This is a genomic window from Mojavia sp. (genome assembly GCF_059505145.1).
On sequence record NZ_JCACKA010000135.1, the window covers coordinates 81,389 to 99,753 of the forward strand.

19 protein-coding genes and 1 pseudogene are annotated in these 18,365 nt (G+C 41.9%); 14 read left to right on the plus strand and 6 right to left on the minus strand.

Annotated elements, in window-relative coordinates; translation table 11 throughout:
- Positions 1 to 43 precede the first annotated feature (43 nt).
- Both AC5JL8_RS35950 and nagZ read left to right on the plus strand, forming a co-directional pair.
- A complete protein-coding gene (locus tag AC5JL8_RS35950) occupies positions 44 to 229 on the plus strand; it encodes a hypothetical protein (protein ID WP_495884468.1) in 186 nt (61 codons plus the stop codon).
- A gap of 627 nt (positions 230 to 856) precedes the next feature.
- Complete coding sequence (nagZ, locus tag AC5JL8_RS35955; RefSeq protein WP_495884469.1) at positions 857 to 1,957, plus strand: beta-N-acetylhexosaminidase; 1,101 nt, start codon at positions 857 to 859, stop codon at positions 1,955 to 1,957.
- 35 nt (positions 1,958 to 1,992) lie between these two features.
- Here nagZ and AC5JL8_RS35960 read toward each other — a convergent pair whose 3' ends face one another.
- Together AC5JL8_RS35960 and mutL are read right to left on the minus strand one after the other, a co-directional pair.
- Entirely contained in the window at positions 1,993 to 2,121 is a 129-nt protein-coding gene (locus tag AC5JL8_RS35960) for a hypothetical protein (RefSeq protein ID WP_495884470.1), read from the minus strand.
- A 327-nt stretch (positions 2,122 to 2,448) separates the two neighbouring features.
- Positions 2,449 to 4,131, minus strand: coding sequence for a DNA mismatch repair endonuclease MutL (mutL, locus tag AC5JL8_RS35965; protein ID WP_495884471.1), 1,683 nt, complete (start codon positions 4,129 to 4,131; stop codon positions 2,449 to 2,451).
- Positions 4,132 to 4,261: 130 nt separating this feature from the next.
- Between mutL and AC5JL8_RS35970 the strand changes: the two are divergent.
- Positions 4,262 to 4,554: pseudogene (locus AC5JL8_RS35970) on the plus strand (rhodanese-like domain-containing protein).
- Positions 4,555 to 4,815: 261 nt separating this feature from the next.
- Here AC5JL8_RS35970 and AC5JL8_RS35975 read toward each other — a convergent pair.
- Positions 4,816 to 5,859, minus strand: a complete 1,044-nt coding sequence (locus tag AC5JL8_RS35975) for an adenosine deaminase (protein WP_495884472.1) — start codon at positions 5,857 to 5,859, stop codon at positions 4,816 to 4,818.
- 475 nt (positions 5,860 to 6,334) lie between these two features.
- Between AC5JL8_RS35975 and AC5JL8_RS35980 the strand changes: the two genes are divergently transcribed.
- The 6 genes from AC5JL8_RS35980 to AC5JL8_RS36005 all read left to right on the plus strand — a co-directional run bounded on the left by AC5JL8_RS35980 (position 6,335) and on the right by AC5JL8_RS36005 (position 11,739).
- Entirely contained in the window at positions 6,335 to 7,678 is a 1,344-nt protein-coding gene (locus tag AC5JL8_RS35980) for an adenylosuccinate synthase (RefSeq protein WP_495884473.1), read from the plus strand.
- Between the two features lie 71 nt (positions 7,679 to 7,749).
- The gene (locus tag AC5JL8_RS35985; RefSeq protein ID WP_495884474.1) at positions 7,750 to 8,340 is read left to right on the plus strand and encodes a 50S ribosomal protein L25/general stress protein Ctc; all 591 of its coding nucleotides are present in this window, start codon (positions 7,750 to 7,752) and stop codon (positions 8,338 to 8,340) included.
- A 97-nt stretch (positions 8,341 to 8,437) separates the two neighbouring features.
- The gene (locus AC5JL8_RS35990; protein WP_495884475.1) at positions 8,438 to 9,982 is read left to right on the plus strand and encodes a bifunctional aminoglycoside phosphotransferase/ATP-binding protein; all 1,545 of its coding nucleotides are present in this window, start codon (positions 8,438 to 8,440) and stop codon (positions 9,980 to 9,982) included.
- Positions 9,983 to 9,995: 13 nt separating this feature from the next.
- Complete coding sequence (locus tag AC5JL8_RS35995; protein ID WP_495884476.1) at positions 9,996 to 10,499, plus strand: hypothetical protein; 504 nt, start codon at positions 9,996 to 9,998, stop codon at positions 10,497 to 10,499.
- A 38-nt stretch (positions 10,500 to 10,537) separates the two neighbouring features.
- Positions 10,538 to 11,329: a YdcF family protein gene (locus AC5JL8_RS36000; RefSeq protein WP_495884655.1), complete on the plus strand. Its 792-nt coding sequence runs from the start codon at positions 10,538 to 10,540 to the stop codon at positions 11,327 to 11,329.
- Positions 11,330 to 11,517: 188 nt separating this feature from the next.
- Positions 11,518 to 11,739: a hypothetical protein gene (locus tag AC5JL8_RS36005; protein WP_495884477.1), complete on the plus strand. Its 222-nt coding sequence runs from the start codon at positions 11,518 to 11,520 to the stop codon at positions 11,737 to 11,739.
- A 5-nt stretch (positions 11,740 to 11,744) separates the two neighbouring features.
- Here the strand turns inward: AC5JL8_RS36005 and AC5JL8_RS36010 are convergent, their stop codons facing one another.
- Positions 11,745 to 12,017 carry a ferredoxin-thioredoxin reductase variable chain gene (locus AC5JL8_RS36010; protein ID WP_495884478.1) on the minus strand — a complete coding sequence of 91 codons (273 nt, stop codon included), beginning with the start codon at positions 12,015 to 12,017 and terminating at the stop codon, positions 11,745 to 11,747.
- 542 nt (positions 12,018 to 12,559) lie between these two features.
- Here AC5JL8_RS36010 and AC5JL8_RS36015 point away from each other — a divergent pair.
- Complete coding sequence (locus tag AC5JL8_RS36015; RefSeq protein WP_495884479.1) at positions 12,560 to 12,712, plus strand: hypothetical protein; 153 nt, start codon at positions 12,560 to 12,562, stop codon at positions 12,710 to 12,712.
- Positions 12,713 to 12,877: 165 nt separating this feature from the next.
- Here the strand turns inward: AC5JL8_RS36015 and AC5JL8_RS36020 are convergent, their stop codons facing one another.
- Positions 12,878 to 14,806 (minus strand): 4-Cys prefix domain-containing protein, encoded by a 1,929-nt coding sequence (locus AC5JL8_RS36020; protein ID WP_495884480.1) that lies wholly within the window; start codon positions 14,804 to 14,806, stop codon positions 12,878 to 12,880.
- 233 nt (positions 14,807 to 15,039) lie between these two features.
- On the opposite strand from AC5JL8_RS36020, the gene AC5JL8_RS36025 reads away from it, so the two are divergent.
- Both AC5JL8_RS36025 and AC5JL8_RS36030 read left to right on the plus strand, forming a co-directional pair.
- Entirely contained in the window at positions 15,040 to 15,474 is a 435-nt protein-coding gene (locus tag AC5JL8_RS36025; protein ID WP_495884481.1) for an NfeD family protein, read from the plus strand.
- Positions 15,475 to 15,559: 85 nt separating this feature from the next.
- The gene (locus AC5JL8_RS36030) at positions 15,560 to 16,564 is read left to right on the plus strand and encodes an SPFH domain-containing protein (RefSeq protein WP_495884482.1); all 1,005 of its coding nucleotides are present in this window, start codon (positions 15,560 to 15,562) and stop codon (positions 16,562 to 16,564) included.
- Between the two features lie 98 nt (positions 16,565 to 16,662).
- On the opposite strand, the gene AC5JL8_RS36035 is transcribed toward AC5JL8_RS36030, so the two are convergent.
- Positions 16,663 to 17,067: a Fur family transcriptional regulator gene (locus tag AC5JL8_RS36035; RefSeq protein ID WP_495884483.1), complete on the minus strand. Its 405-nt coding sequence runs from the start codon at positions 17,065 to 17,067 to the stop codon at positions 16,663 to 16,665.
- A 145-nt stretch (positions 17,068 to 17,212) separates the two neighbouring features.
- On the opposite strand from AC5JL8_RS36035, the gene purS reads away from it, so the two are divergent.
- The gene (gene purS, locus AC5JL8_RS36040; protein ID WP_495884484.1) at positions 17,213 to 17,491 is read left to right on the plus strand and encodes a phosphoribosylformylglycinamidine synthase subunit PurS; all 279 of its coding nucleotides are present in this window, start codon (positions 17,213 to 17,215) and stop codon (positions 17,489 to 17,491) included.
- A 109-nt stretch (positions 17,492 to 17,600) separates the two neighbouring features.
- Positions 17,601 to 18,278 (plus strand): phosphoribosylformylglycinamidine synthase subunit PurQ, encoded by a 678-nt coding sequence (gene purQ / locus AC5JL8_RS36045; protein ID WP_495884485.1) that lies wholly within the window; start codon positions 17,601 to 17,603, stop codon positions 18,276 to 18,278.
- Positions 18,279 to 18,365: the final 87 nt, after the last annotated feature.

Here is an 18,365-nt window from a genome sequence, read left to right on the forward strand (position 1 = left end):
CGTTCTCATTATACGTTGCAATCTGTTACATTTAGCGGCCGATGTGCGATCGCTTCACGAAAAAACTTCTAAATTACCTGCAAAATCACTACTAGCACTCCTATTGGCAGCTTTTCCGGTATACCAAAATAAATACCTACAAGCTCAGATGTTTGATGATTTACAAGATTCTCAGTTTCCGCAGCCAAATTACACTAGCCAGAATTCACCTCTTCTCTCTCCAGGTTGAGGAATTCAGCAATTTTGTTTTCTGCCAACTAATATGCTGTTAGAGAGTCGGCGCTTTGTGTTGCATTCACAACTACCACAGTAAGTATTTGGTTTAAGCGATCGCTACAAATATTTAAACATACCCATTAATGCAATTTTGATTTAAAAGGTTAGCTAGATTTGCGTGCTTCTACATTTATTTTCAATCTTTTATTGTAAGAAACAAATTAATTATAAAAATTTTAAATTAAAAAACTAATATTTAAAAATAATATCAGAAAGTATTATTTACTTGTTTAAGTAGAAAAAATTCTCAACAAAATTACTATATAGCAATCCAATTTGATTCCCGAATTACTTGCGTGGGCAGGTAACAGGAAAAAAGGCATAGATGTGTACTAAGTATTGTTCAAAAGTCAAATAGGAGTCCTATAGTAGTGACTTTTTAGCAAGTAAATAGATTAACAATACTCGTAGAACAGCAAGAAACAATGTATAATTTGACTCTTTTCCAAAAGTATCACTGTTTCCTCATATCTAATTACTAATAACTAATTGCATAATTATCTGGTAACAATTACCATACTTTTGAGATCAAAAATTAATCGGTATTAAATTTTTAGTTTATAAAAATAGGTAAAATATTATGCCAGTAGGACAGCATCTACAAAACTTTGGGCATCATTTGATTCTCGGTGTTTCAGGAACTACATTAAGCGATGACGATAAACGTGTACTTAGTGAATTGCAACCAGTTGGGGTGATATTTTTTGCTAAAAACTTTCTAGATGGCACTTCCTATGAGATTTGGTTGCAAACCTTTAGGGAGTTGATTGACCAGATACGACAATATGCTGAACGTGATTCCATGTTTATTACTTTGGATCATGAAGGAGGCCGGGTTGTCCGCACACCATTACCAATTACTCGATTTCCTCATGCCTTTCTGTTGCAATCGCGATCGCGTCAGGTAGGAAGAGCTACAGGAGTTGAACTCAAATCGCTGGGCATAAATTTATCTTGGGCACCTGTAGCAGATATTTATTCCAATCCCCAAAATCCCGTTATTGGGCCTCGCGCTTTTGGTATAACTCCCGAAACCGTTGCCAAATGTGTCCGTGAATATTACTTCGGACTTCAAGAGTCAGGAGTTTTAGGATGTGGCAAGCATTTTCCTGGTCATGGAGATACCAGCAAGGACTCTCATATTGAGTTACCAATCCTCAATTTGACTACAGAAGACTTGCGAAATCGAGAACTTATCCCCTTCAAAGCACTAATTGAAGAACAAGTGCCTTTGATTATGACAGCCCATATCCTGTTTCCCAAAATAGATCCTGATGTACCTGCAACTCTTTCTCAGCCTATCCTCAATACCATACTGCGCCAGGAATTAGGCTATCAGGGAATAGTGGTGTCTGATGATTTGGATATGAAAGCGGTCTCAGATATGTTTATCCAGAAGGGAACTGTAGCGCGGTCATTTCAGGCTGGCTGCGATCTGTTTATTGTCTCGCGTAATATCAACTCATCATCTATCGAACGTATCTACCAGATTGCTGAAGATTTTGGCGATTCCCTTGGTAAGGGTAACCTCGATGAATCAGTAGTAGCAGCAGCTAGAAGCAGAATCGAGAAACTGCTGGCTGCAACTCCCCAATATCTCGTCCATACTCTGGATAAAGATACATTACGAGAACACGCTGAGTTGGCGATCGCTTGTTCTTTCCAAGAAGTTGGGTTTTAAATAAATAGCAGGCGTTGCAAGTTACAGCCAAGATTCTAAGGCAAAGGATTGAGCCTGATGAATTCGAGTAAAATCGCTTTTTGGCGAAGTTCTGGATGTGTCATCATATCATGTCCATTCAAATAACCGTCATTGCGACCGTAGGGAAGCAATCCCAAAAACATTGCGATTGCGTCGTTTGACTTCGTTCCACTCGCAATGACATTAAGGGTGATTTGCCGGACATGATATCAGTACTTGATTAACGTGAGTTCGGCAAACCTCTCTCTCCCAGCCTCCCTCTCCTACAAGGCGAGGGAGAAGCAAGGTAATAATCAGGTTTCAAAGCCTCTCTCCCTTTGGGGGAGAGGAATGGAAGCGGGGTTTTTTAGATCTGTCGAACTCACGTTGATTAATTGTCTATTTTTTCAACTTCTTAATTTTACAATCTTAGAGCTTATCTCAGTTTTGCTAAGAAAGTAAGCTTGACCAAAAAGTTCTAGTTTTGAAAGTCAAATACCGTGACTTTTACCAATTACCCAATTACGCCGGAAAAATCGCGCTAAAGCAGACTCTTCTAACGATAAATAAATTGGTCTTCCGTGGGGACAGGTGCGGGGGTTACGAGTGCGTTGCCAATCATCTAACAATTTCTGCATTTGTTGCAAATTCATCGGTGTACCATTACGAATGGCACTGCGACAAGCAACGGCTACTTGCGCTGCTTGTAAATCACCACCTAAACTGAGTTCTAAAATTGCGTCGGCACAGTCGTCTCGCTGCTGCAACATTGCAGGTACATTACGGACTGCCCAAAGTTGTTCACCAAAGGGTTCTATATCTAAACCGATGCGTTGCAGCTGCGAAACTTGGGCTGGAGACAATTGATAGAGAATTATTGCTGGTTCGACGGGGATAAGTTGCCAGTTATCGCATAATTGCTCATACAAAACTCGTTCATGGGCGATGTGCTGTTCTACTAACCACACTCCCTCAGGATGTTCTACCACCATGTAAGTATTACTAACTTGAGCAACAGCTTTTAATGAGTGCTGAGTGTTATCTCCTTCGTCGGTATTTTTAGGATTAAAATTGTAACCGCTTTTGGCTTCGGCAGCTTTGATTAATTTACTAACTCGCGTTGTATGAACTGCTTCTTTAAGATTGGCAGAATTGATGCGGAGTGCTTGATCAATTGCTTGGTTAATTTGCTCTTGCCAATAGTTGACTTCATTAAGGTAAATTTCTGTTTTTGCTGGATTGCGATTCCAGTTAATATGATCGGGGCAAATCGCAAGATGTAAGAAACAAATTGGATAGCGATCGCGTGGTAATGTTTTGTGAAATGCTACCAGAATTGTTTGCTCTAATTCCGGCGACTTTACCATCCGTCCGTTAATAGCCACCCGCACCCAATCTGGACGATGACGATGACAGCGATCAGGTAATCCTACCACCAATGTAAGTGCTGAGTTTTCAGTTTTGAGTTCTGAGTTAGGAGGATTGGATAATTTGAGTTTTACCTCCTGTAAATCAGCTTCTTTAACTTGAGGTAAAAACTGCGGCAGTAATTGTTTGATTGTAGTAGATGGACAGATGGTGAACCATTCACGGCCATTTTGCCAAACTTGCCAGGTAACATGGGGATGACACAGGGCAATTTGTTGAATTGCTGCTTGCACGGCTTTCATTTGCTGTGCGACTGTGGGTAAACCTTGACGACGCGCTGCACAATTAGCAAATAAGTTAGAGACTGTGACTACTGTACCAGGAGCGATCGCAGCTATTTCTACTTGACTAGCTTTCCCCGCTTCACCATAAACAACCCGCCATCCCAAATCCCCACCAGCCGGACGACTCAAAATCTCCAAATCTGCCAGATTAGTTAAGCTGTGCAACGCTTCACCGCGAAACCCCAAACTGGTGATTTTCCATAAATCTGCACAACTGTAAATCTTACTGGTGCTATGGGTTGCAGCGGCTTTTTGCAAGTCATCTAAGTCCATTCCACAACCGTTATCTGCCACGCGGACTCGCCACTGTTGCGGCCAGACGGAAACTACAATTCTTGTTGCGCCTGCATCGAGGGAATTTTCTACCAATTCTCGCACTACAGAAGCTAAAGAGTCGATAACCTCTCCAGCTGTAATTAGATATACGACTTCTGTTGGTAAAGCTTGAATAGTAGATGACATAAATTACAGTGTAGGCGAACAGCCAACCACTGAATAGGATAAGCAATTTTATTTATCGTTCAACAGAAATTTTGATTAATTGTAAAGAAACCTCGATAGAAATTAGATCTTTGATAGATTGCTTTTAAGGATAGAAGCGGTAAATGCTGATGTACACGATATAAAGTCTCGCCTAGAATGGGGTCAACCAGCTTTTACAATTGTTGATGTGCGCGATCGCTACACATACAATGATGGACATATCACTGGAGCGATTCAAATCTCATTAGATGAATTGGCACAAAGAGCTAAATCTGCTTTGCATACAGAACGCCACATTTATGTTTATGGCACAGATGAGTAGCAATCAGCCCATGCAGCCCAAATACTTCGAGAGGCGGTTTTACTCAGGTATCTGAAATCCAAGGTGGTCTTTGGGCTTGAAAAACTGTCGGTGGTGCAACAGAAGGTATTGGTGCTTAATATTGTCTAATTTTTTGTACTGCATACTAGTGGTCTATCGTATTAATTTTGATGGTTTGTAGTAAGCACTTTAGTACTGAAAATATTCTATAAGTGAAGTCGTAACTATGAACTAATTCACTCCTCATAATTAATGCGATGAACCACTATGCAGTACATTTTTTCAAAGTAAAAAGATTCACTGGCTGCGACATCAAGATTTTTTGCACTTACCTTTGTTAATTAATCCCTCATTGCCAGAAGTTTAGGGGGTTCAGGTTTTAGTAAACCGTTCAACAAAGATGCAGGACGTTTGTCATGGGGCCAAGCAAAAGCATGACGGAAAGCAGCATCTTGACAAGCTTGTAATTGTCCAAAACTAATAATGTCGTAAGTCAAGAGATTTTCATACTCAAATGGTAGACGTACATTGTGTAAGCCAGCATTATCAGTACAAATAGCAATGTCTACCCCAGCATCAAAACATCGGTCAAATACCAACTTGAGTTGACGTATATCTTGTAAAGTACCAGTTTTTAGATAGGTTGTAGGGCAAACCTCCAAACACTGCCCCTGTCTAGCTAAATCAGGAAGTAACTCAGGATACAACAAAGGTATCTGGATACCGTGACCAATGCGCTTCAAATAAGGTAAAAGTTGGGGATAACAACCAGCAGTGGTTTCGTAAACGTGTCCCGTTGTCTTAATGTTTAAAGAGCAGGCATAATTATACAGACTAATCCATTCTTCTAGGCGCTCGGCATAGTAGCTATCACCACCAGCTATGTCTACAGCACAGACATACTGTTTGTTTTGTGCTGCTAAATCAACAATTGCCTTGTTAACCTCATAGGGTAGGCGCGAGTGCATACAAAGAATTTGACTAGTCACAATTGGATATTCTTCCAGGTGACTGGCTTGTCCAACAACTTCCACAATTTCCGCCATCTTGTCAATTCTTTCAGATTGACTCAGATGCTCAGGAGTCCGCAAATACGGAGTATAGCGCAGTTCCAGATAAGCTAAATTTTCAAATATATAAGCACCCCGTAGCAAGCGATAGATAAAGTAAGGCAAAGTCTCTACAGTTTGTACACTTTCTACCAAGGTGTGCAATTCCAGATACTCATCTAAGGTATTGCGCGGTCGTGTATAAAAGTCTTCAAATTCTGGATAGTTCGCAAAACGGGAAATCAATTCGGATGAATGTCTCTCGAAATATCGCCACAAAACACGAGGTACAACCGAACCGCCCAGGTGTCGATGCAATTCAGCGTATAAAGCCATAGTGGTATTTTTTGAGAAAATTTTATTAATGTTAACAAAAACAAAGCCAAAAAAAATCTATACCAGAAACAATATCGGATAAAGCAATTGTTAAGTTCTGCCGTTGACTACACTAATAGTCTGCAATAAGTCTCTCGTAGTGCAGGGTTGAGCTAAAAATGCTCTTACCCTATGCTAATAAATTCCCCAAAATTTTGATTTGATAACCGTCAGCTAATGGCAATAATTTTTACATGAGGGGTAATTTTTTTAACGAGCGATCGCTATTCGCATCATCTATTGATGGCATATCATAATGATACAAAAATCACATTATAAATGCCTCTGTTGGTATACCAATTATACAGATGCTATTAATCACAACTTTATCGACTATCAAAATTATATTTTAAAATTCAACAATTTTCTTGACAAGGGTTACGTAATATGTTGATAATAGTTGTTTGTGGAAACTTTACCTCTATAAAATAAACGCTTGGCTAACGTCATTGTCATAGGTGCCCAGTGGGGCGATGAAGGAAAAGGTAAAATAACAGACTTACTCAGCCGCTCCGCAGATGTTGTTGTACGTTACCAAGGGGGCGTCAATGCTGGACATACAATTGTAGTTAAAGGTCAAACCTTTAAGCTACATTTGATTCCCTCTGGTATTTTGTATCCAGATACCAAGTGCATTATTGGCTGTGGTACAGTAATCGATCCAAAAGTTTTGATAGCAGAACTTGATCAACTAGAAAAATTAAATATTTCCACTGCTAATTTGCTGATTTCAGAAACAGCACACGTAACGATGCCTTACCATCGATTGATTGACCAGGCATCGGAAGAACGACGGGGAAGCCATAAAATCGGCACTACTGGCCGAGGGATTGGCCCTACGTATGCTGACAAATCCGAGCGTACAGGCATTAGGGTTTTAGACTTGATGAATCCGCAAGGGTTACGTGAGCAATTAGAGTGGACGATTAATTATAAAAACGACATTTTAGAAAAGCTTTATAACCTACCTCCCCTCGACCCAGAAGAAGTAATTAAAGAGTATCTGGGATATGCAGAACGCTTGCGGCCTTACGTCGTTGATACTTCGCTAAAAATATACGATGCAATTCAACGACGACGCAATATTTTGTTTGAAGGGGCACAAGGTACACTCCTTGACCTAGATCATGGTACTTATCCTTATGTCACCTCTTCTAACCCCGTAGCAGGGGGGGCTTGCGTTGGCACTGGGTTAGGGCCGACAATGATTGACCGGGTAATTGGAGTGTCGAAAGCGTACACAACGCGAGTCGGTGAAGGGCCGTTTCCCACCGAACTAGATGGAGAAGTGGGAGAATTGTTGTGCGATCGCGGTGCTGAATTTGGTACGACTACTGGCAGGAAGCGTCGCTGTGGCTGGTTTGATGCCGTTATCGGTCGCTATGCAGTTCGGATTAACGGCATGGACTGTTTAGCAATCACCAAACTAGATGTCCTCGATGAACTAGAGGAAATCAAAGTTTGTATCGCCTATGAAATAGATGGCGAACGCTGCGAACACTTCCCCACCAGCGCTCGTCAATTTGCCCGGTGTCGCCCCATCTACAAAACATTACCAGGATGGCAAGTATCAACAAGTAACTGCCGCACCTTGGAAGACTTGCCACAGCAAGCCCTAGACTATCTGAAATTCTTAGCAGAATTGATGGAAGTCCCGATCGCGATCGTCTCCTTAGGAGCTAGCCGCGATCAAACCATAATTGTAGAAGACCCCATCCACGGCCCCAAGCGTGCTTTGTTACACGCTGACGGCACTCCCGTTTCTTTGCTTAGTGCTTAAAGCTACTAATTAGTGATTAAGCAACTAACAACTGACAACTGATAATTGATAACTGACAACTAACAACTTGTATGGCTCTTACAGTCGAATGTCAAAAGCGACCAGAAGGTAGCAAGCCTAGAGCTTTGCGCCGTTCTGGGGAAATACCTGCAAATTTATACGGTCACAAGGGTACAGAATCAATTTCTTTGACCATTAGTGCCAAAACTGTAGAACGTTTGCTCAAAAAGGCTTCCGTTAACAACACCTTGATTGATTTAAACGTTACTGATATACCTTGGCGGGGCAAAGCGCTGCTGCGGGAACTTCAGATTCATCCAGCAAAAGGTACGCCTTACCACCTCAGCTTTTTTGCGGTTGCAGGCCATGGCGACACCAATGTAGAAGTACGCCTGCGTTTTGTAGGAGAAGCTATTGGTGTTAAACAAGAAGGTGGTTTGTTAGACACTGTAATCAACGAAGTGCAAGTGAGTTGTGCGCCTGAGAACATCCCAGATGTAATTGAAGTTGATGTCTCTAACCTGAATATTGGTGACAGCCTACATATCAGTGATATACCTTTCCCTGAAGGTGTGACAGCTCTAGCTGAACCAGAACGACTAGTTGTCAGCGTTTTGCCGCCCTCAATAAGCGCTGATACAGAGAGTGAGACAGCCTCTTAAGCTACATAAACTGTGTAATAATTTTTGATGATGCCAGGGGGGAACTCCTGGTTTTTGCATTTTAACCGCAGAGGCGCAAAGAGCGCAGAGGAAAGAGATGGCACAAGTGTCTATTCCGGCTTTAGTGCAGCAAATGTTGCAGCCTGGATTTTATCCCCATGCGGTAACAGAACCGATTCAACTGATGCAAACCCACGTTTCTTATGTACTGCTAACTGGCAATTACGCCTATAAGCTGAAAAAACCCGTAAATTTTGGCTTTTTAGATTACTCAACCTTAGAAAAGCGGCAGCATTTTTGTCAGGAAGAATTACGGTTGAATCAACGGGGAGCAGGCGAACTTTATTTGGAAGTGCTACCTGTAACTTTTATGGAGGAGCAATATCATCTCCAGGGAACAGGAGAGACTGTAGAATATTTGCTGAAAATGCGCCAGTTTCCCCAAGAGGCGCTGTTTAGCACACTGTTTGAACAAGAGAAATTGAATGAAACCCACTTAAAAGATTTGGGAGGGGTGGTGGCTCAATACCATGCTCAAGCCGAGACAAATGATTACATTCGTAGTTTTGGCGAAATCCCAAAAGTACGAGCAGCATTTGATGAGAATTACGAGCAAACCCAGAAGTATATTGGCGGCCCCCAGACACAAGTACAGTTTGAGGAAACAAAGCAATACACAGATAACTTTTTTGCGGAACATCCAGAATTATTTGCTAGCAGAATTCACAATCAATACATTCGTGAATGTCACGGGGATTTACACCTGAGAAATATTGCTCTGTGGCATGACAAAATCATGCTATTCGACTGCATTGAGTTTAATGAGCCGTTTCGCTTTGTTGATGTCATGTACGATGTGGCATTCACGGTGATGGATATTGAAGCGCGACAGCGAAAAGACTTAGCTAATGTGTTTTTGAATGCTTATGCGGAGCAAACTGGAGACTGGGAAGGTTTACAGGTGCTGCCTTTGTATTTAAGCCGTCAGGCTTACGTGCGGGCAAAGGTGACTTCGTTTTTGTTAGATGATCCTGGTGTACCCGTAACGGTAAAAGAAGAAGCGGCAAAAACAGCTTCTGATTATTACAAGCAGGCTTGGGAGTATACTCAGCCCAAGCAAGGGCAACTGATTTTGATGTCAGGGTTGTCTGGTTCTGGTAAAAGTACAACAGCGCGATATTTAGCCTCTCAGCTGGGAGGAATTCACATTCGCTCAGATGCAGTCAGAAAACATTTGTCAGGAATTCCCCTATTGGAGCGTGGTGGGAATGAAATTTATACATCAGAGATGAATCAAAAAACTTATACACGGCTGTTAGCATTGGGGATTATACTGGCTAATCAAGGATGGACAGTAATTTTAGATGCCAAGTATGATAAACAAGAGCTGCGACAAGAGGCGATCGCCCAAGCTGAAAAATATCAAATTCCCCTTGAGATTATCCAATGCACAGCACCTGTAGAAGTATTGCAAGAGCGTTTACTCAAGCGTACTGGGGATATCGCTGATGCTACTGCCGAATTATTGGAGTCACAACTCAAACAAATTGAACCATTCACTGACACAGAAAAACCTTACGTTAAGATTTTGGATACAACTGTGCCACTCCAGGCACAATTAAAAGCAGTAATTCGCCAATAGCCTTGTTTACCTCATGGCACAGAAAAACAACGACCTCTTCAATCTTTCGCCACAGTTCCTATCTCAACTGATATTTGGGTTAATTCTAACCCTCGTATTGTCCATGTCAGGGTCTTCGCTGGCTCTGAGTATATTCTTAGGCATCATCGGTGGTTTTTCTTTAGGCTGGATCACCGCAGCCAGTAATAATAGTCCCCAAGCCCAGTCTGTAGCCTCTTCGGATGGCATTGATGCAGCACTTAAATATTGGTTATTTTTCTTGGTTGGTTTTAGTTGGTTAGGGTATCCAGCACCCTCAAGTATCTTACTTGGGGCAGTAGGTGCTTTAGCTGCGGGCTTGATTTTCGCTTGGTGGGGTAGCAAAGAAGAAACTAGAACTCAGCTACCACTTGAAACCGCAGAAGATGGCGAAAGTGAACAATCTAGCAGCAGAATCACCAGACAGCAAAGAAGGAAACCTACCCGCCGATTCCGCCGCACTTCTAGAGGTATCAATTTTAGGTTTTGGGAACGGTAGCATTAGGGAAGAATCTTCGCCAATACCCAGCCCTTAGTATGTTTTTGTATCTATCCAAGTTGTTGCCGTTATTTTTCTATCCGTTAGGGCTTGCCTGTGTAAGTTTAGTAGTGGCATTAGTAACTTTACGGAAACGCCCACGCACGGCAGCGATCGCAATTGTGTCAGCACTAATTTTATTGCTATTTTGCAGCAATAGTTGGATCTCTCATTTGCTGGTGCGATCGCTAGAATGGCAAAATATCCCATCTGCCCAAATTCCTAATGCAGAAGCCATTGTGGTTTTGGGTGGTGCAACTAAATCAAATTTTTGGCCGCGACCTACTGTCGATTTAAGCGAACAGGGCGATCGCGTGATTTATGCTGCTCAACTATATCGTCAACAAAAAGCTCCGATAATTATTCTCAGTGGCGGTCGCATCGATTGGCGTGGCGGTGGTTCGCCAGAGTCGGCGGATATGGCAGCGGTTCTCACGTCTATTGGGATACCACCAGAGGCAATTGTTGAAGAGCCTAATTCTCTCAATACTTATGAAAATGCCGTGAATGTTCGTAAAATTCTCCAGTCTCAGAACATTCGTCAGGTATTATTAGTAACTTCGGCAATGCATATGCCGCGATCGCTCAAAATTTTTCAGCGTCAAGGAATTGAGGCTATCCCTGCACCTACTGATTTTCTCGTCAGCCAAGGCGAACTGCAAGAACTGGGCAGCACTCCTAAAGCCGCTATATTAAATTTGTTACCTGATACCGACAACCTACACCAGTTTACTAGCGCTTTAAAAGAGTACATTGGCTTTTTTGTCTATAGCTTGCGTGGTTGGCTATAGCAAATTCTGGGTAATGGAAATGAGGAACATCGCACTTTCCCATAAATACTAATATTTTTCTCATCATTACCTAATCTGTTGCAACTTGAAAGTGAAATTGTATTAGGTGTTGGATTGTCAATAGCTATAATTTCAATAGTCACAAATTTTTATTTTTAAATTCCTCAGGAATCAGCAATCCCTGATTTATGTCTAAAAATTTACCTTATATTATTCCCGCAACTCCAACCGAAGTTGAGGAAGCTTTTGCCACTTACCAAACAACTCACCAGTTTTACCATGAAGTTCGGGAGCGGTCAGAATTCCAACGCCATTGTGAGTGGTATCACAAAACAGCAAAAAGCCATCGTCAAGAACTAGAAAGAATGCGCGGCGAATTTAATATTTTGCAGTGGTTTCGCCGCTCCTGAAATATCTAGATGATTTCTAACTCATTTTCACGTAAGTGAGCTTTAAATTTTTTACTAAACTGGACTAAAATTGGCAGATTAGCGCTCACAGGTCTACCTTGCCACTGGTTAACAATAGCCACGACTTCGCCTTCTGAGCCTTGAAGGTCAAAAGCCTGACCACGATGTTCAGGATGATGGTAAACTACAACCGAATCTTTAATACGAACGCGATCGCCAACTTTCATAACAGCATTTACACCTAGCTTTTCCTTTTCCACAAGTATCTCCACAGCCATTCCTCACTGAACTTGCTTTTTTGAAAAATAGACTGCTTGCAACAGTCGCACTTCAGAGATCATCTGTACAGACTGGCTGTTGAATATCTTCGTACCTGCTATACGAACAAAGCCTGCCCGTGCAGGCTTTGAAGTTGATCAATCGGCGACATCACAGCCGCCTGGTGCTTTAGCAAGAGGTCTAATCCTTTTAATTGCAATTAACTTTTCAACTTCCCACAGTTCAACAAACTCTGACAATCAGTTTGTCACAAACAGTGGTTAACCAGAAAACCCTGGAGATTTTCTTTCTGTCTTAATGCGTCTTAACCAGCCTCAAACAAGCCAAAATTTAAAGATTAAAGCTAAAAGATTTTTCTTTTACTTTAGAAAGAAGCAATTAATTGCATCTTTACTTTCAAATTTTGCCTTGATGAAAAACCCGCCATTTGAACGAGCCAGGCTTTTTAGTTTTAAATCAACTCCGTACCTCAGAGTAGACAGAATGCATCGACAGGTTATGTGGGAAAAATTTATTTTTTCTTACTGACGGTAAGAAAGCGATGAACTCCAGCTGCGACTTCCGCCGAGCGGCAGATAGTGAGCAGGAAAATCCACGCCACCACTGCTTCCTCTTTGCACTTGTCCACTCCCACGGGTGTCTCAGAGGCGCTGATGTAGAGGATGGGCAGCTAGCTTCACGGGCAAAAGGATAACCCGCTTTAGCTCTTACTGGGCGCTTTAACGCCAAGTCTAATTCTACAACAAGATAGTTATTCTATCCCTAGATGCTGTGCCGAATAGAAATGCTATTAAGCAGCGAAACCAATTGTGATTGGGCATTAGGCATTAGCAGGAGAAAAATATAGTAGTCACGCTACTTACTTTTTCTGGGGACATAACTGCTGTACGTTGGCAGGAAGTTGACGACAAACTTCCTGAAATGTTTGGGGATGAAGTTGCGACCAAGCAAATAATCCCAAGCTCGTACCCCCCACAAATACTGCTAATAATCCTCCAAGTAGCACTACAAGCTTACCTCGGCTTGGTTTTTGGACTGGAGTTGAGATTTCTTCTGCTGTAATATCCAAATCTAGCAGTACTTGCGAACTTTCTGCCAAAGAGAATTCTTCTTTTTCTACTTCTACTTCTACAACCTCTACTTGCGGCTGTTGCTGTTTACGAACTACTGGCACTAAGTACTCTCTAGAGATACGGCAAAGAGTTAAAACAACTGATGTATTGTCATGGCCATTTTTTTGGTTGGCTAATTTAATCCAGTCTTGGACAGCATCTTCAAGGGCAAGTTTACCTGTTAACACTGGCACTGCGTAATTCTGCCAGGATTGTTCCACCCAGTTATTGTCACTTAAACCATCGGAACACAGCAGCAATATGCCATCTTCTTCCAAAATAAATCGCTTCATCAAAATTCTCAGAGATTCGGCATCTCTTGTTCCTAATGCTTGGGTTAATGCAGCCGCATCTGGTCTGAGGAGGGCTTGACGATATAAATTCCGGGCAAAGCGTAGTTCCCGTGCTACTACATCATCATCTACTGTCAGTAGCTGGCAATAGTTACGAGTAATCCAATAAGCACGGCTATCGCCAACGCTAGCTAAGTAAAGTTCATGAGCATTGTCTGAAACCTTACCAGAGATTGTCTGCACTCGTTGTGGCACTTGCACTGCCATCACAAGAGTTGTAGCCATGCGTTCTCTACCTTGGCGTTTTTGTTCGTCATTACGGGTACAAATCACGTTATTTACTACCCGTAAGCTTGCCTCTAGTTGTTCTGTTAATAAGTCTGGTGAAATCAGTTCAGTTTGTTGTGCTACCTCTGCTAATAAGGCAGGAATTTGCAACTTCATGGACTGCACTGCCAATTGGCTGGCAACCTCTCCGCCTTGATGCCCACCAATGCCATCACAAACAATCGACAAGCGTGGTAGTAATAAGTCGTCTAGATAACTAGAGCCGTTAGGGTAGCAACTATCTTCATTTCGTATCAGTTCTGGGCCAATATCCGTTGCCCCTGCCACTTCTAGGGTTAATGGTAATTCTGCCGCAGTTGATAGTAGTAAGGCGTTGAGTTGCTTGGTGATTGCTTCTAGCTCTACATCATCTCTACACATCTGCTCGATTATATTCTGTAACTCTTGGGCTATCGGTGCTTTTGCAGACGCTACCCAAGGCTGCCAAGATTGCCCTAAATCTTGCAAACTAGGTAAGTTTTCGTTTGTCTGCTGAAGTTCCAATAGACGTACACACCAACCTTGGACTCGTAAGTTGTCTGGCAACAGTAAACTACTGGCAACTTCCAATTCTGATAAAGGTTTCCAAAGTTGAAGAATCTGCCATAGCCAGTAGAGTTGTCTTACCGCCGTTGCTTGTTCCCATACATCAGCGATCGCCGGATATAAATTTCCATTTTCATCTATCGGCACATTTTCCAGTAAGAAAATATCATCTGCGTCTTCTTCCAAGGAGCGAGCTAATCCGTACACTTGGGGAAGATGTAATCGCTGTTGATATAACTTTAGGTAAGGAATAACTTGTGGTGGCAGTTCTTCGGGTATATCTGGCAATAGCCCTGGTTGAGTATCCAGCCAAATCTGGTATGTAATTACCTCATACCTATTTGTCACCATTGTTTCTGGTGGAATTTTAGTTGCCAATGAGCCGACAGCCCAGAGATAGCGGTGAACTAAAGGAGTTTGGCAATTTATACAAATTTGGCTTCCCAAAGAATTAATAGGGCTAGAACAGTCTGGATTTATGCAATAAATTATCCGTTGAGTAGAAATCATAAAGTTATAAATTTAAGAGATAAATCAACTTGTGAATTTCGTTTAAATATAGCTGTCAAATACTTGAAGGCTAGAATAGACTGGTTTCGTGTACATCTGGCTACACCTTGTTACTGAAATTAATCAAAATTGATGTTAAAAACACCATATTTTGCTTTCCGTAAATAGCCAAGTTCTGGGTGTATCTAGTAAAAGAAATACATTTACGTGAATGTAGTGTCTAGGATGGCGCTATGCCAAGTTATACCTTAATCTGGCTACTGGCAGGATCGGTTCTATGTTTAACAGAACTGTTCCTACCATCGGCTTTTGTTGCTTTCATGATGGGCATTAGCGCCTTTGTCGTGGCGCTGCTATCTCAAGTAGTTTTGGGAAGTTTATGGCTACAAGTTGTAGTTTGGCTGTTGCTTTCTACATTGCTAGTCGTACTTTCCCGCAGGTTGGTACAACCGCGACGACGCAAGTCAATCATTCAGGACGAAATTATAGCTGAAACCTTAACAGAGATTCCGGCTGGGAAAGCAGGGCGGGTGCTATACGAAGGAAATTCTTGGCAGGCCAGATGTGACGATGACAAACTCAGCGTTGCACCCCATCAAAGAGTTTATGTCGTCCGTAGGCAAGGCACTACGTTGATTGTGATGCCAGAAAACATTTTGCATTCTTAATCAATAGTCAATATTTAACAATAATTTTTCCTTTGTCCATCTCTCACCGCTCATATTTAATACTCCACAAAACGAGACAATCACTATGGAACAGTTCTTTTTGCTAGTCTTTTTGGCCCTTGGAGGTTCTGCCTTAGCTGGATCAGTTAAAGTTATTAATCAAGGTGATGAGGCCTTGGTTGAACGATTGGGTAGCTATAACAAAAAACTAGAACCGGGGCTGAACTTTGTTACCCCTTTTCTCGATAAAATTGTTTACAAACAAACTATCAGAGAAAAAGTTTTAGATATTCCGCCACAACAATGTATCACTCGTGACAATGTGTCTATTACCGCTGATGCAGTGGTTTACTGGCGGATCATGGATCTGGAGAAAGCTTATTACAAAGTAGAAAATCTCCAGTCAGCAATGGTGAATTTAGTGCTAACTCAAATTCGCTCGGAAATGGGGCAATTGGAGTTGGATGATACATTTACTGCCCGTTCTCAAATCAATGAACTTCTATTGCGAGATTTGGATATTGCTACCGATCCTTGGGGTGTAAAAGTCACACGCGTAGAATTGCGAGATATTATCCCCTCTAAGGCAGTGCAGGAATCGATGGAATTACAGATGTCAGCAGAACGGCGCAAACGCGCATCAATTCTTACTTCAGAAGGCGATCGCGAATCTGCTGTTAATAGCGCTAGAGGTAAGGCTGACGCTCAACTTCTGGACGCAGAAGCCCGTCAAAAATCTGTAATTATGCAGGCTGAAGCTGAACAAAAAGCTATTGTTCTTAGAGCACAAGCAGAACGTCAACAACAAGTTCTCAAAGCACAGGCTATTGCTGAGTCAGCAGAAATTATTGCTCAAAAAATCAAAAATAACCCCGACGGACAACAAGCACTGGAAGTTCTTCTGGCTTTAGGTTATTTAGATATGGGCACAACAATTGGTAAAAGCGATAGCAGTAAGGTTATGTTTATGGACCCGCGCACTATCCCTGCTACTTTAGAAGGCATACGCTCTATTGTCTCAGATACTCAGACTGACTCTAACGGACTTCTCAAAAGCGAGTTACCAGGGTTCAATAATAACCGCTCTTAGTTGAGAGTGAGACACGCAAGAGATACAAAGCAAATTCAAAATTAGAATCAATTTTCTAATTTTGAATTTTTCATTTTTAATTGGAGCGCAGCAACCTGCTATTGGCTAATCTCGTTAGCTTGATTGATTTGGCATTGACCACACAAACCAAAAAACTCTAGAGTGTGGTAAAAAATTTTAAATTTATGATTGTCTTGCAACTGGTCTTCTAAGTCATGGACTGGGCATTGATTAATTGGAATTGAAATGCCACATTGCAAGCAAGTTAGGTGGTGTTTGTCTTGTTGCGCTAAACTATAAAGGGCTTCGCCATTTGCTAACGTCCGTATTTGCACCAAGCCTTCAAGTTTTAAGGCTTCCAAGGAGCGGTAAACTGTTGCTAAACCCATACTTTGATTACGGCTACGTAATTCTACGTAAATATCCTGAGCAGAAATCCCTTGTTTGATGGTTTTTAACAGGTTCAAAATCCGCTCTTGACTGCGGGTGCGTATGGCTCTCATAAACTATTTTTTAAATTTGCCGCTGTAATTGAAGCTGTCATATTGGCTAACTGATAAATTAAGTGTAATCGGTTCGTAATCTTATTTTCGCTCAGTTGCGACAGAAAGTTATAGTATAGCGATCGCAGCATTCAGCAAAAAACCTGTGCAAAGCAAGTATTTAGCTAAAATTTTTGTAACGCTTCGCCCTTCGGTCTTAGACCCTGCTGGTGTGGCTGTACAATCTGGTCTCAAGCAGATGGGATACGACAACGTAGAACAGGTGCGAATTGGTAAATACATTGAATTAACCATCACCTCGTCTGACGAAAAGACAGCACGCCAAAATCTAGATAGCATCTGTGACCAAATGCTAGCAAATCCAGTAATTGAAAATTATCGCTTTGATTTGATTGAGGTCGAAACACAAACGGGAGTTTTTTAGGGACTGGGGACAAGGAATAAGAAAGGAATTTTTCTAGATACCCAGTTTCCGATACCTAATATTCAGTAGCCATTGGCTGATGACTAAGTAACTAGTTACTAAATGACTAATGACTAAATTCGGTGTTGTTGTTTTTCCAGGTTCTAATTGCGATCGCGATGTTGCTTATGTAACTAGAGACTTACTAAAGCAACCAACTCGCATGGTTTGGCATCAAGAGACGGATATTGCTGATTTGGATGTGATTGTCATTCCTGGTGGTTTTAGCTATGGGGATTACTTACGTTGCGGTGCGATCGCGCGGTTTTCGCCAGTAATGCAGCAGGTTGTCGAACACGTCCAAAAAGGTAAGTTTGTTCTCGGTATTTGTAATGGTTTTCAAGTATTAACTGAAGCAGGACTATTACCAGGGGCATTAGCAAGAAATCAGGATTTGCATTTTATATGCGATCGCCTGCCTCTAAAAGTCGAGCGTACCGATCTTCCTTGGACGCAAGTTTATGCAACCGATGAAATTATCACTGTACCTGTTGCCCATGGAGAAGGCCGATTTTATGCTGATGCAGATACTCTGGCAGAAATTGAAAATAACGGGCAAGTAGTGTTCCGTTATCAAGGGGAGAACCCCAACGGCTCATTAAACAACATTGCTGGCATTTGCAACCGCCAAGGCAATGTTTTGGGCATGATGCCCCACCCGGAAAGAGCTTCTGACCCCATATTAGGCGGTAGCGATGGTTTGAGGCTATTTCAGGGTTTATTGGAAAAGGTGGCGGCGATCGCTTAGGGTTCAAGAGACGCGGAATTTCGCGTCTCTAACCCATCTTTATGAAAAACTGTCATGTTCTAGTAATTATTACTGTATTAAAAAGTA